We start from the raw sequence: 13,616 nt of genomic DNA, 5'->3' as shown, positions 1-13,616 counted from the left end.
TCCTTAATTATTATGATGGTCAATCATGGCAGCCGCCAAATTTAACGACTACCGTCGCCATTACTCCATGGGTTTAACTTTAGCTTTCAACGCCGCCAGTTGCGCGTCAATTTCATCGTTAACTTTCAATTCGGCAAACTGCTGATCCAGCGATTTCTGTTTACCCAGCCCCATACTCTCCCCTTCAGATTCCAGCGTATCTATCCGGCGCTCAAACTGTTCAAAACGCGCCATAGCTTCATCCAGCTTACCACTATCCAGTTGACGACGAACATCGCGGGAAGACGAGGCGGCCTGATGACGCAACGTCAGCGCCTGCTGACGAGCACGAGTTTCGGTCAATTTGTTTTCCAGCTCACCAATTTCCCGCTTCATACGCTCCAGCGTTTCATCCACATTGCTGGCTTCCTGTTCTAATACCGCCATCAGGTCCGTCAATTTCTGCTTTTCAATCAACGCCGCCCGGGCCAGATCGTCCTTATCTTTACGTAAGGCCAGCTCTGCTTTTTCCTGCCACTGAGACTGCTGTCTGTGAGCTTGTTCAATACGGCGCGTTAGCTGTTTTTTCTCTGCCAGTGCACGCGCGGAGGTCGAACGAACTTCCACCAGCGTATCTTCCATTTCCTGAATCATCAGCCTTACCAGTTTTTGCGGATCCTCCGCTTTATCCAGTAACGTATTGATGTTGGCATTCACGATATCGGCAAAACGAGAAAAAATACCCATAACATAATTCTCCTGATGATTTTCGGCGTGCATACGCCTGATTCAGTGGTGTTATCAGCCACTGCGGATAGCACCTTTGCGTGTCGATATAACCTAATCAAGCTTCATGCCAAGTTTTATATTTATTTAACCAACTGAAATATAATGATTTATTTTATTGCTGTTTTTTACACCACACATTATCATGGTCAAATAAGCCAATAGTTGGTGAAAATGACAAGGCGAGTGTTATGGATCATGAAAAAGAATCTCTATTGGGTGAAGCCAACAATTTTCTTGAAATGCTGGAGCAGGTGTCGCAACTGGCGCAGCTTAATAAACCAGTACTGGTAATTGGCGAACGCGGTACCGGTAAAGAGCTGATCGCCAGCCGACTGCACTATTTGTCTCCTCGCTGGCAAGGGCCATTCATTTCCCTTAACTGTGCGGCATTAAATGAGAACCTACTCGACTCTGAACTGTTCGGACACGAAGCGGGGGCCTTTACTGGCGCGCAAAAGCGCCATCTCGGGCGTTTCGAGCGTGCCGATGGTGGAACGTTATTCCTTGATGAACTGGCGACTGCCCCTATGCTGGTGCAGGAAAAACTGTTACGGGTTATCGAATACGGTGTACTGGAACGCGTTGGTGGTGGCCAGCCATTACAGGTGGATGTCCGGCTGGTCTGTGCTACTAACGACAATCTGCCGGCACTGGCTGAGCAAGGAAAATTCCGTGCTGATCTGCTGGATCGTCTGGCATTTGACGTGGTGTATCTCCCCCCACTGCGCCAACGCCAGCAGGATATCATGTTGCTGGCTCAGCATTTTGCCGTGCAGATGTGCCGTGAGTTGGGCCAATCGTTGTTCCCGGGGTTCACACCGCATGCTGAACATACCTTGTTGCACTACGCCTGGCCTGGGAATATCCGGGAATTGAAGAATGTGGTAGAACGGTCGGTGTATCGCCACGCCAGCAGCGCGACAGCGCTGGATAATATTATTATTGATCCATTCCAAAAAGATGCTCCAATACTACCGGACCTTATCGCCACCCCCAGCGATGCCCTTCCCGATTTACCGCTGGATATGCGTCGCTGGCAGCGGGATCAGGAAAAACATCTGCTGGAGCAATCACTGACGCAGGCACGTTTCAATCAGCGCAAAGCCGCGGAACTCCTGGGATTGACCTACCATCAGTTCCGCGGTTTGTTGAAAAAACATGAATTATCCGTGAGTAATGAATAGCTGGAATTAGACACGCCTTACCACTCAGGAAAAGGATCTTCCATTTCCATCCAATGATCTACGCCAGCGGCCAACTGGCTGTCATTAATCAGGCAGGCATTGAGTTGATGAGTAATCCAGGCTGGGTCAATATTTTGGCCGATGAAAACCATTTCCTGGCGCATATCCCCAAACGGCTCCTGCCATTTCTCAGTAATCATCTGTTGTGTTTCTGTATCTTGTGGCCATTGATCGACCGGTATGGCCTTCCAGAACTTGCCAGCCAATCCATAGCGCAGTATACCACCTGCCTGATTCCATAATCCGGCGTCAAAGGGCCGGGTTGCCAGCCAGAAAAATCCTTTTGAACGCAACAAAAGTCCGCCGCCCCAGTTATCTTGTTGCAAAAAATCATGAAACTTGCGGGTATCAAAGGGCCGCCGAGCCCGATAGACAAAATTACTGATGCCGTAGTTCTCTGTCTCCGGCGTATGTGTCCCTCGCAGTTCCTGCAACCAGCCGGGTGCTTGCGCCGCCTTGTCAAAATTAAAGCGCTCGGTATTCAGTATCTCTTCCAGTGGAACCTGTCCCTGCTCGATAGGCACAATATGCGCGGTCGGGTTGAGGGTTTGCAGCACGGTAATGATCTCTTGCCGCGCCTCGGCGGTCATTTGATCGGTTTTACTGATCAGCATCACATCGCAGAATTCAATCTGCTCAATCAGCAGATCCGTCACGCTGCGCATATCTTCTTCGTCCAGGCTTTGCCCAACGTCATACAAACTCTCAGCCGCCTGATACTGTTGCAGGAAATTCACTCCATCCACCACGGTGACCAGCGTATCCAGCCGGGCGAAATCAGACAGACACTGTCCATTCTCATCTTCAAACGTGAAGGTTTCCGCTACAGGTAACGGTTCGGAAATGCCACTGGATTCAATCAGCAGGTAGTCATAACATCCGGCCTGCGCCAATTCCCGCACAGCAATCAACAAATCTTCACGTAGGGTACAGCAGATACAGCCGTTACTCATGGAGACCAACTTTTCCTGACGATGATCCAGCGTAACTTCATTATTCACCAGATCGGCATCAATATTCACTTCGCTCATGTCATTGACAATTACCGCGACACGCCTTCCCTGACGATTATTTAATACATGGTTTAGTACAGTGGTTTTTCCTGCCCCCAGAAAACCGGACAATACAGTGACGGGTAGTGGCTGCATTACTTTTCTCCTGCCTGAAATGTGTTGCGCAATGGCTGACTAACGGTTATGCGTCAAATTCACGTGATAACCGGGAATTACATTAGCACAATAATAGAATGTTATAACATAACGTTTGATAAAAAATCGACGGTACGTGACAGAACATACTAAACCGGCAGGAACGATAAAAACCAACAATGGCTGGATGCGGCGGGTTAATCATCGTGTTACGCATACTGCCAAATTGTCGTACTTAATGATGAGTTATGCAGCAATTCTGATGGAAAAAAGGCCAGATAAGCACAACAGATTGGGAGGAGGCGCAGAGTGCGATACACTCTGTGTATTACATAATGTGTGAAAATGCCTGTATGTCCGGAAAAATAACTCTCGTATTGGTGCTGTTCTGTCTGTCGTTGCCCGCGCTGGCCGTACCGTTACCACCCCCAGTTGGTCCAACGACACCATTGGAAGATATCCGACACAGTGGGTTTGTTTATTGCGTCAATGATGTTCTAAACACCTTTAACCCACAAATGGCGCGCAGTGGATTAATGGTCGATACCCTGGCAGCCCAGCTGTATGATCGTCTGCTGGGGGTCGATCCCTATACCTATCGCTTGATGCCTGAATTGGCCCAACGCTGGGAAGTATCAGATAATGGCGCAACCTACCGGTTTTGGCTGCGGCGGGATGTTCCGTTTCAGAAAACCCGTTGGTTTACCCCAACACGCATGATGAATGCAGATGATGTGATGTTCAGCTTTCAACGCATGCTGGATAAAAATAACCCGTTTCATGACATCAATGGCGGTGAATATCCCTATTTCGATAGTTTGCAGTTTTCCAGCATGGTACAGAGCATCCGAAAATTGGGTGAATACAGCGTAGAGTTCCGGCTAAATCATCCAGACTCATCGTTCCTATGGCATCTGGCGACACATTATGCGCCAGTGCTTTCGGCTGAGTATGCGCAGAAACTGGCGCAGCAAGACAAAAAAGAGCAGATCGATCGTCTACCGGTAGGCACTGGGCCTTATATGCTGGACGAATACCGTTACGGTCAATATATCCGCCTGAAACGTAACGATGAATACTGGCGTGGGAAACCACGTATGGCTCAGGTGGTCATTGATCTCGGTTCCGGCGGCACCGGACGGCTATCAAAACTGCTGACCGGTGAATGCGATGTATTAGCTTATCCGGCGGCCAGCCAATTATCCATCCTGCGTAACGACCCCCGCTTACGTCTGTCTCTGCGACCCGGCATGAATGTCGCCTATCTGGCGTTTAATGTGCGGAAACCACCACTGGATAATGTTGATGTCCGGCATGCCATTGCCCTGGCGATTAATAATGACCGGCTGATGCAATCCATTTACTACGGCACGGCGGAAACTGCCGCTTCTATCCTGCCTCGAGCGTCATGGGCCTACGATAACTCATCGCAGGTGACAGAATATAATCCTGTAAAATCCCGTCAGTTGTTGAAGAAACTAGGGATTACCAATCTAAGTCTGCGCTTATGGGTACCCATGGCCTCTCAGTCCTATAACCCCAGCCCGATAAAAACCGCCGAGTTGATTCAGGCCGATCTGGCGCAAGTGGGAATTAAAGTCACGATAGTTCCCGTTGAAGGTCGTTTTCAGGAAGCCCGCCTGATGGAGATGGACCATGATTTGACACTGGCGGGTTGGGCCACCGACAGCAATGACCCAGACAGCGTGTTCCGTCCCTTGCTAAGTTGCGCCGCCATTCCTTCACAGACCAATTATGCTCACTGGTGTGATCAGGATTTCGATACATTGTTGCAGGATGCACGCTCTTCACAACAGTTATCCCGACGCATTGAGTACTACCAGCAAGCTCAGCACATTCTTTCCGAACAGTTACCTGTGTTGCCGTTAGCATCATCGCTCCGCATGCAGGCTTACCGCGCTGATATGAAAGGGTTAATACTCAGCCCATTTGGCAACTCTTCATTCGCAGGGGTTTACCGGGACGACGGACATCAGGAAAAACCGGATGCAACATCCGTGGATCCTTCTTCACCGATGCCAGCTAAAGAGGAAAAACCATGATCATCTATGCGTTGCGCCGTTTGCTACTGCTGTTGGTGACACTGTTTTTGCTTTCGCTGATCAGCTTTAGCCTGGTTTATTTTACCCCCCATGCTCCGCTGAGTGGTGCAGCACTGTTCGATGCCTATCATTTCTATTTTGTCAGCCTGTTACAGGGTGATTTCGGACTTTCCAGTATTAACGGTCAACCCATCAACGAACAACTGAGGGAAGTATTCCCTGCCACGATTGAATTATGTGTCCTGTCGTTCTCATTATCATTGTTGGTAGGGATTCCGTTGGGGATTACCGCCGGTGTGATGCAAAACAAAGGGATGGATAAATTTATCAGTGGATTGGCCTTGCTCGGTTTCTCGCTACCGGTATTCTGGCTGGCTCTGTTGATGACGCTGTTTTTTTCACTCCATCTCGGTTGGTTGCCAGTATCTGGACGTTTTGATCTGTTGTATCAGGTTCCCCCCGTCACCGGATTCGCCTTAATTGATGCCTGGCTGTCAGACTCACCGTACCGGGATGAAATGTTACTCAGTGCCATCCGTCATCTGATTTTGCCCGTCATTGTGCTCTCGGTTGGACCAACGACCGAAGTTATCCGACTATTGCGCCTCAGTACGGCCGAGATTGGCAGCAAGAACTACATCAAAGCCGCCTTAACCCGAGGGCTGTCACGCTCAACCGTAATCCGCCGTCACCTACTGCATAACGCCCTTCCACCGATTATTCCCAAACTGGGATTACAGTTTTCCACCATGTTAACGCTGGCGATGATCACTGAAGTGGTATTCAGCTGGCCAGGTCTGGGGCGCTGGCTGGTGAACGCTATCCGCCAACAGGATTACTCGGCAATCTCGGCAGGGGTCATGGTCATCGGCACGGTGGTCATTTCTATTAATGTGTTATCTGACATCTGGGGTGCAATGGCAAACCCGTTGAAACATAAGGAATGGTATGCCCTTCGATAATGTCTATAGTGAAAAGAATCTACCCAGCCGTTGGCGTGATACCTGGCAAGCGTTTTATCAGGATATCTTGGGCATGTTGGGCCTTTATGGCTTCCTGTTTTTGATCGCCTTATGCTTATTTGGTAACGCACTGGCACCTTATGCCGTCGATCAGCAATTTTTGGGCTACCAGCTACTGCCCCCTTCCTGGTCACGTTATGGTGAAGTTTCCTTTTTCCTCGGCACCGACGATCTGGGCCGCGACCTGTTGAGCCGTTTGATGAGCGGTACCGCACCAACCTTTGGTTCCGCATTGGTGGTTACCGTTACCGCTGCACTGTGTGGCGTACTGATAGGGGTATTGGCAGGCGTTACCCACGGGTTACGCTCCGCCGTACTGAACCATATTCTCGATGCCCTGCTCTCTATCCCTTCTCTGTTGCTGGCCATTGTTGTGATCGCTTTCATTGGGCCACAATTGGGACACGCCATGCTGGCGATAGGTCTGGCACTGCTGCCGCGAATGGTGCGCACCATATACACGGCTGTGCATGAAGAACTGGAAAAAGAGTATATTGTGGCCGCCCGTTTGGATGGTGCCTCAATAATTTACATCATCTGGTATGCGATACTGCCCAATATTCTGGCGCTGCTGGTAACAGAGTTTACCCGCGCCCTCTCTGTCGCCATTCTGGATATTGCCGCCCTAGGCTTCCTGAATCTGGGAGCCCAACTCCCTACGACAGAATGGGGTACCTTGCTGGGGAACTCGCTAGAACTAGTCTATGTTGCGCCCTGGACAGTCATGCTGCCCGGTACCGCGATTACCTTCAGCGTACTGATTGTCAATCTGCTGGGCGACGGTGTACGCCGTGCTCTGATGACTCAAACTGAGTAAGGGTGAAGAAAGGTTATGCCATTACTGGATATTCGTAATCTGACCATTGAATTACTCACCGCCGAAGGCCCGGTCAAAGCAGTAGACCGAGTGAGCATTAGCCTGAGTGAAGGCGAAGTGCGTGGGTTGGTAGGAGAATCCGGCTCAGGAAAAAGTCTGATCGCCAAAGCAATTTGCGGCATCAGCAAAGATAACTGGCGCATCAGCGCCGACCGTTTTCGTTTTGACGATATCGACCTGTTACAGTTATCCACGCGGCAGCGGCGCAAACTGGTCGGACACAACGTTTCCATGATCTTTCAGGAGCCACAATCCTGTCTCGATCCTTCCGCCAGTATTGGCCGCCAACTAATGCAGGTCATTCCCGGCTGGACTTACAAAGGCCGCTGGTGGCAGCGCATTAACTGGCGCAAACGTCGCGCCATAGAATTGCTTCATCGGGTCGGTTTCAAAGACCATAAAGACATTATGCGCAGCTATCCTTATGAGCTAACGGATGGAGAGTGCCAGAAAGTAATGATCGCTATTGCACTGGCTAACCAGCCTCGTTTGTTAATCGCTGATGAACCCACCAATGCGATGGAAGCCACCACTCAGGCACAAATTTTCCGTTTATTGTCCCGGCTAAATAAAAATAACAATACGACGATCCTGCTTATCAGTCATGATCTGCAAACCATGAGTAAATGGGCAGACCGCATTAATGTGCTGTATTGCGGCCAAACCGTAGAAAGCGCCACCGGTGAAGATTTGATCACTACACCACATCATCCTTATACCCAGGCACTGATTCGCGCCATGCCTGATTTTGGCCGTTCTCTGCCGCATAAGAGCCGGTTAAATGCACTGCCAGGGGCTATCCCATCGCTGGAGCATTTACCTGTGGGCTGTCGACTCGGCCCTCGCTGCCCTTATTCGCAGAAACAATGCATGACAACCCCACCGTTGGTGTCAATGAAAAACCATCTGTATGCCTGCCACTTCCCGCTCAATATGGAGGAATCCTGATGGTAGAAACATTGCTGGAAGCCCGAAACCTGACCAAAACATTTCGCTATCGTACTGGCTTGTTCCAACGCCATCACATAGAAGCAGTGAAATCGGTGAGTTTTACGCTGAAAGAGCGGCAGACATTGGCCATCATTGGTGAAAATGGCTCAGGCAAGTCGACGCTGGCAAAAATGTTGGCTGGGGTGATAGCCCCCACTTCCGGACAACTGCTGATCGACGATCATCAACTTCATTATGGTGATTATCGCTACCGCAGCCAACGTATTCGCATGATTTTCCAGGATGCAGCCAATGCACTGAATCCACGCCAGCGTATTGGCCAATTGCTGGATCTCCCTTTACGTCTGAATACCAGTTTAAGTGCTGAAGATCGGGAAAAAGCCATCAATGTGGCGTTACGGCAAGTCGGGCTACGGCCAGACCATGCCTACTACTATCCGCACGCGTTAGCTCCGGGGCAGAAACAGCGCGTCGGACTGGCTCGGGCGTTGATTTTGCAGCCCAAGGTGATTGTGGCCGATGAAGCTTTGGCCTCTCTGGATATGTCCATGCGATCACAGATTATCAATCTGATGCTGGAGCTTCAGGAAAAACACGGACTGTCCTATATTTATGTTACCCAGCATCTGGGCATGATGAAACATATCAGTGACCAAATGCTGGTAATGCACGACGGAGAAGTGGTTGAACGCGGCAGTACCGCCGACGTATTGGCAGCCCCACTGCATGATTTGACCAAACGGCTGATAGCCAGCCATTTTGGTGAGGCACTGAGCGCTGATGCCTGGCGACGCGACAACGGAAACTTTTGATTCAATCGACGCGATAACCAACAGAGAAATACTCTCCACGGGTGACCAACCGCATGACTCCTCGGAGTACCCCTCTGTGTGTCATACATGATAGAATCATCCGGTTTATTCACCGCGACCATCAATAACTAACTATTTTTATTGGTGATGACCGCAGCAACAATGATCACAAGGATACTGCTATGGGTTTTCTTAACGGCAAGCGCATTCTGGTAACTGGTGTTGCCAGTAACCGCTCCATTGCATTCGGTATCGCACAGGCGATGCACCGAGAAGGAGCAGAACTGGCGTTCACTTATCAGAACGACAGGCTGAAATCTCGTGTAGAAGAGTTTGCCCATGAACTGGGTTCCAGCATCATTCTGCCATGTGATGTTGCGGAAGATGCCAGCATTGAAGCACTGTTCGTTGAACTGGCAAAAGTATGGCCAAATTTCGATGGTTTCGTTCATTCTATTGGTTATGCCCCAGGCGACCAACTGGACGGAGACTATGTTAACGCCGTTACCCGCGAAGGTTTCTCTATCGCGCATGACATCAGTTCCTACAGTTTTGTTGCCATGGCGAAAGCCTGCCGCAACATGCTGAACCCGCACGCTGCACTGATTACACTTTCCTACCTGGGGGCAGAACGCGCCATCCCGAACTATAACGTGATGGGGCTGGCCAAAGCTTCCCTGGAAGCTAACGTCCGCTATATGGCGAATGCCATGGGTGCACAAGGCGTGCGCGTCAATGCTATTTCCGCTGGTCCGATCCGCACACTGGCTGCTTCCGGCATCAAAAACTTCAAAAAAATGCTGTCACACTGCGAAGCCGTTACGCCTATTCGCCGGGTAGTCACTATTGAAGATGTAGGCAACGCGGCTGCTTTCATGTGTTCTGACCTGGCGGCCGGTATCTCCGGTGAAATACTGCACGTTGATGGCGGTTTCAATATCGCTTCCATGAATGAGCTGGAACTGGATAATTAATCCGGTATTTGGTAATAAGCGAGCCACAAGGCTCACTTCAGACCGTTGGCAAACCTACGTGTAGCATCAAAACGGTGATGATGAGGAAGAAGAGTAAAGCATCCGCGCCAGGGATAGCGCGGCTTGAGCTTACAGGGAGGGACTTGCAGCGCCTTTACGATCTTCTCATTATCGCCGCTATATAGACTCCGCCATCAAACTCACTTATCAGTTTGAACTTGATATCCTTCCTCTGCTTTTCATTCTATTTACCGATCCCTGTTTAACAACCAATCTCGCGCCACATCAAAGAAATGCTGAGCCAGCATTGTCGCCCGCCCGCTTGCAGCCATCACTACCGCGCCATGACGTGGCATCGACGGCAACGCCAATTCACGCCACATCAGTTCGGGCATCATCGCCGGGATCAAACTACCGGCAGGAACAATGCCACAACCCAGCCCGACAAACACACCCTGGATCAGTTGCAGCACAGATGAACTCTCCATTCGTACCCGCGGCGTAATACCGGCTTCGCGGAATTGGTTATCCAGATAGCGCCGGAAATAGCGGCTAGGTTCTGCCAGGCAAAGCGGCAACTCGGCAATCTCCGTCAATTCAGTTACACCGTCACTTACAAGCTGTGGGAAATGCTGTGGATGATACAACAATGCCACTCGCTGTTCGGTCAAAGAGGCGGTTTGAAAATTCAGCTCTCGCAATACAGTCGGCTCAAAAAAGCCGATACCGACATCCACAGCATGTGCATTAAGCGCCTCCAGCAATGGGTCAGCACTGAACAACGAAACCTGATAATCCATATGTGGGTAATCGGCACTGACGGCAGCTAGCAATTCAGGCAACGCCAAGCTGCATTGCGGCACCACTCCGATACGCAACAGACCGCTAGTCCCACGTTTCAGTGATCCTACTTCCAACTTAAGTCCCTGATATACTGACACCATCTCCCGAGCCCAGGCCAATACCCGTTCACCTTCTGCGGTAAAACCTTCAAAATTATTACCTCGGTTGATAAGCGCCAGTCCCAGTTCCTGCTCCAGATTTTTCAATCGCATCGACAGTGTCGGCTGACTGACAAAACTGGCTTCGGCAGCACGACCAAAATGACGTTCTTTTTCCAGATTACACAGATAAATCAGTTGCTTGATATCCATAGCATTGCTCTTTTCCGCATGGAAAAACTACTATATCACGTCAGATGGCACCCTTTGGCGACGATAAGCTTTATCTATCCCGCTATTATCTCCTTCGATTAGACAGCATCTTGTGCAGCCCCTAAACTTCTTAGTTAGCAAACAAAGTATTAAAGAAAACGCTACATATCCGAAACATCATCACCTGCATAGAAAATCATGAAATTTAAATCATCTATCAAGCCATACCACGCTGCTGCGGGCGGCTGGGGCTCTCTAGAAGCCACTACCCGTTTTGTACTGGATAGCAAGCAAGCGCTGAAAAATATCCGTCATTTGATGCGAGTCAATAAAAGCAAAGGATTTGACTGCCCTGGCTGCGCCTGGGGTGACGATAACAGCAGTACGTTTAGCTTTTGCGAAAATGGGGCCAAAGCCGTTAGTTGGGAAGCCACTCGCAAAGCTGTCGGACCAGATTTTTTTGCCGCCCACAGTGTCAGTGCTCTACGCCGCCAGAGTGACTATTTTCTCGAGTATCAGGGACGACTGACACATCCGATGCGCTATGACCGTCAGCATGATCACTATGTGCCGATCAGTTGGGACGATGCGTTTGCCATTATTTCCCGCCACATCCATGAGATGGCGCATCCAGATCAACTCGAACTGTATACGTCGGGTCGTGCCAGCAATGAGGCTTCGTTCCTCTATCAATTATTCGGCCGCATGGTAGGCACCAACAATTTTCCGGACTGTTCCAACATGTGTCATGAAGCCAGTGGCACCGGGCTAAAACAGAGTATTGGCGTAGGTAAAGGCACCGTCCGCTTGCAGGACTTTGAACTCGCCGATGCCATTTTTGTGTTCGGGCAAAACCCCGGCACCAACCATCCACGGATGTTGCACAGCCTGCGGCATGCCGCCAACCGCGGTGCCCATATTGTGGCGTTCAACACCTTGCGTGAGCGCGGTCTGGAACGCTTCGCCAATCCACAAAATCCGCTGGAATTGCTAACACCGTTGTCCGGCACCATCAGCGAAACCTATCTGCAACCCAATCTTGGCGGCGACATGGCTGCGGTGCGAGGCATGGCGAAGGCGTTGCTGGAAACACATCGCCAACGTCTGACCATCGGTGAAACAGGATTGTTTGATCAGGTATTTATCGACCAGCACACCGACGGGGTCGACGCCTGGTTGACAATGGTGGATGCCACCAGCTGGCCACAAATCGAACAGCAATCAGGATTGAGTGAAACACAGATCCGCTATGTTGCCGCTATTTATCAGCGATCAAAACGGGTGATTTGTACCTGGGCAATGGGTATTACTCAGCATAAACATTCAGTGGCGACAGTTCGGGAAATCGTTAATCTGCAACTACTGTTTGGGCAATTAGGAAAACCGGGCGCGGGGCTATGTCCAGTGCGTGGTCACAGCAACGTACAAGGCAATCGCACTATGGGTATTGACGAGAAACCGTCCACTGCTTTGCTCGATAGTCTGTCCGATCATTTTCACTTCACCCCACCGCGTGGTCACGGCCACAATACGGTACAAGCCATCGAGGCCATGCTGCGTGATGAAGTCAAAGTGCTAATCACCCTGGGAGGCAATCTGGCCGCCGCTGCACCAGATACCGAACGTACAGCTGACGCCATCAGCCGCTGTCATCTCACGGTTCATATCAGTACCAAACTTAACCGCAGTCATCTGATCACCGCGCAAGAAGATACATTAATCCTGCCCACACTGGGTCGTACCGATCAGGACATACAGGCCAGCGGATCACAATTCATCACGGTGGAAGACTCTTTCAGTATGGTGCACGCTTCTGAAGGCGTCGGCCAGCCATTGTCGCCGGAGCAACGTTCCGAAATCGCTATCGTAGCCGGTATTGCCCAAGCGACATTAGGCAACGATCACGTTGATTGGCTGGCGCTGGCGGCAGACTATGGGCTAATACGCGATTATATAGCTGCAACGTTACCAGGATTCAACGACTTCAATCAACGTTGTGCCGAACCTGGGGGATTTTGGCTGGGCAATGCGGCAGCTGAATACCATTTTCACACGCCAACCGGTAAAGCCCGCTTCAGTAGTGCCCCGCTACCAGTCAGTGTGGTTCCCAAAGGCGATGATCCCGCACCGTTCACGTTGCAGACACTTCGTTCGCATGATCAGTACAACACCACTATCTACGGACTGGATGATCGCTACCGCGGAGTATACGGCCAACGCGAGGTGCTATTTATGCACCCGGAAGATATTGCCGGATTGGGGCTGGAGGATGGTGACCGGGTGGATATTGAAACCTTATGGCATGATGGTATCTTACGCAAAATAACTGGATTCCGGCTAGTGGGTTATGATATTCCCCCCGGCAACCTGGCGGCTTACTATCCAGAAACCAATCCACTGGTGCCGCTTTCCAGTTATGGTGACGAAACCTTTACGCCGACATCCAAGTCAATTCCAGTACGGATTACGCCCAGCGTGGAACAGTCTGAATCCCGGATTGCCTAACCGCACTCGAATGGGGGATACTCAGATTGCACAAGGCCCGAGCCGGATATTCCCTGCATTACCTGATCAGCGCTTGCCGCCAGCGACTGATTCGCGTA

11 protein-coding genes are annotated in these 13,616 nt (G+C 50.5%); 8 read left to right on the top strand and 3 right to left on the bottom strand.

All coding sequences use genetic code 11. The annotated features are described in order from the left end of the window. Nucleotides 1-60: 60 nt before the first annotated feature. Nucleotides 61-726, bottom strand: a complete 666-nt coding sequence (gene pspA / locus RS889_RS10010; RefSeq protein ID WP_021016250.1) for a phage shock protein PspA — start codon at nt 724-726, stop codon at nt 61-63. Nucleotides 727-956: 230 nt separating this feature from the next. Between pspA and pspF the strand changes: the two genes are divergently transcribed. Further along, complete coding sequence (gene pspF, locus RS889_RS10005) at nt 957-1,952, top strand: phage shock protein operon transcriptional activator (RefSeq protein ID WP_315710526.1); 996 nt, start codon at nt 957-959, stop codon at nt 1,950-1,952. A gap of 17 nt (nt 1,953-1,969) precedes the next feature. On the opposite strand, the gene zigA is transcribed toward pspF, so the two are convergent. Continuing rightward, nucleotides 1,970-3,160 carry a zinc metallochaperone GTPase ZigA gene (gene zigA / locus RS889_RS10000; protein ID WP_315710525.1) on the bottom strand — a complete coding sequence of 397 codons (1,191 nt, stop codon included), beginning with the start codon at nt 3,158-3,160 and terminating at the stop codon, nt 1,970-1,972. 353 nt (nt 3,161-3,513) lie between these two features. On the opposite strand from zigA, the gene sapA reads away from it, so the two are divergent. From sapA to fabI, 6 genes are all read left to right on the top strand, one after another. Beyond that, nucleotides 3,514-5,223, top strand: coding sequence for an ABC transporter substrate-binding protein SapA (gene sapA / locus RS889_RS09995; protein WP_315710523.1), 1,710 nt, complete (start codon nt 3,514-3,516; stop codon nt 5,221-5,223). Beyond that, entirely contained in the window at nt 5,220-6,185 is a 966-nt protein-coding gene (gene sapB / locus RS889_RS09990) for a putrescine export ABC transporter permease SapB (RefSeq protein ID WP_021016254.1), read from the top strand. Before sapA ends, sapB begins: the two co-directional genes overlap by 4 nt. Continuing rightward, the gene (gene sapC, locus RS889_RS09985; RefSeq protein WP_021016255.1) at nt 6,172-7,062 is read left to right on the top strand and encodes a putrescine export ABC transporter permease SapC; all 891 of its coding nucleotides are present in this window, start codon (nt 6,172-6,174) and stop codon (nt 7,060-7,062) included. The genes sapB and sapC overlap by 14 nt, the downstream gene beginning before the upstream one ends. Before the next feature lie 15 nt (nt 7,063-7,077). Then, nucleotides 7,078-8,070, top strand: coding sequence for a putrescine export ABC transporter ATP-binding protein SapD (gene sapD, locus RS889_RS09980; RefSeq protein WP_021016256.1), 993 nt, complete (start codon nt 7,078-7,080; stop codon nt 8,068-8,070). Further along, nucleotides 8,070-8,885 (top strand): putrescine export ABC transporter ATP-binding protein SapF, encoded by an 816-nt coding sequence (gene sapF, locus RS889_RS09975; RefSeq protein ID WP_290179238.1) that lies wholly within the window; start codon nt 8,070-8,072, stop codon nt 8,883-8,885. The genes sapD and sapF overlap by 1 nt, the downstream gene beginning before the upstream one ends. A 182-nt stretch (nt 8,886-9,067) precedes the next feature. Next, a complete protein-coding gene (fabI, locus tag RS889_RS09970; protein WP_021016258.1) occupies nt 9,068-9,859 on the top strand; it encodes an enoyl-ACP reductase FabI in 792 nt (263 codons plus the stop codon). Between the two features lie 248 nt (nt 9,860-10,107). On the opposite strand, the gene RS889_RS09965 is transcribed toward fabI, so the two are convergent. Beyond that, nucleotides 10,108-11,013: a LysR family transcriptional regulator gene (locus RS889_RS09965; protein ID WP_315710521.1), complete on the bottom strand. Its 906-nt coding sequence runs from the start codon at nt 11,011-11,013 to the stop codon at nt 10,108-10,110. 198 nt (nt 11,014-11,211) lie between these two features. Here RS889_RS09965 and RS889_RS09960 point away from each other — a divergent pair, with 198 nt between their 5' ends. Next, nucleotides 11,212-13,518, top strand: coding sequence for an FdhF/YdeP family oxidoreductase (locus tag RS889_RS09960; protein WP_315710519.1), 2,307 nt, complete (start codon nt 11,212-11,214; stop codon nt 13,516-13,518). Nucleotides 13,519-13,616: the final 98 nt, after the last annotated feature.

The sequence above is a fragment of the Brenneria uluponensis genome (assembly GCF_032395385.1).
Taxonomy (GTDB): Bacteria; Pseudomonadota; Gammaproteobacteria; order Enterobacterales; family Enterobacteriaceae; genus Prodigiosinella; species Prodigiosinella aquatilis.
The sequence above is the reverse complement of the archived record's forward strand: the minus strand, read 5'-3'. Positions and strand labels throughout refer to the sequence as shown.

Bases quoted from the DNA above. Each gene is read 5' to 3' on its own strand.
- sapF (WP_290179238.1), top strand. From the start codon at position 8,070: ATGGTAGAAACATTGCTGGAAGCCCGAAACCTGACCAAAACATTTCGC.
- RS889_RS09965 (WP_315710521.1), bottom strand. From the start codon at position 11,013: ATGGATATCAAGCAACTGATTTATCTGTGTAATCTGGAAAAAGAACGT.
- RS889_RS09960 (WP_315710519.1), top strand. From the start codon at position 11,212: ATGAAATTTAAATCATCTATCAAGCCATACCACGCTGCTGCGGGCGGC.
- pspA (WP_021016250.1), bottom strand. From the start codon at position 726: ATGGGTATTTTTTCTCGTTTTGCCGATATCGTGAATGCCAACATCAAT.
- sapC (WP_021016255.1), top strand. From the start codon at position 6,172: ATGCCCTTCGATAATGTCTATAGTGAAAAGAATCTACCCAGCCGTTGG.
- sapB (WP_021016254.1), top strand. From the start codon at position 5,220: ATGATCATCTATGCGTTGCGCCGTTTGCTACTGCTGTTGGTGACACTG.
- pspF (WP_315710526.1), top strand. From the start codon at position 957: ATGGATCATGAAAAAGAATCTCTATTGGGTGAAGCCAACAATTTTCTT.
- fabI (WP_021016258.1), top strand. From the start codon at position 9,068: ATGGGTTTTCTTAACGGCAAGCGCATTCTGGTAACTGGTGTTGCCAGT.
- sapD (WP_021016256.1), top strand. From the start codon at position 7,078: ATGCCATTACTGGATATTCGTAATCTGACCATTGAATTACTCACCGCC.
- zigA (WP_315710525.1), bottom strand. From the start codon at position 3,160: ATGCAGCCACTACCCGTCACTGTATTGTCCGGTTTTCTGGGGGCAGGA.
- sapA (WP_315710523.1), top strand. From the start codon at position 3,514: ATGTCCGGAAAAATAACTCTCGTATTGGTGCTGTTCTGTCTGTCGTTG.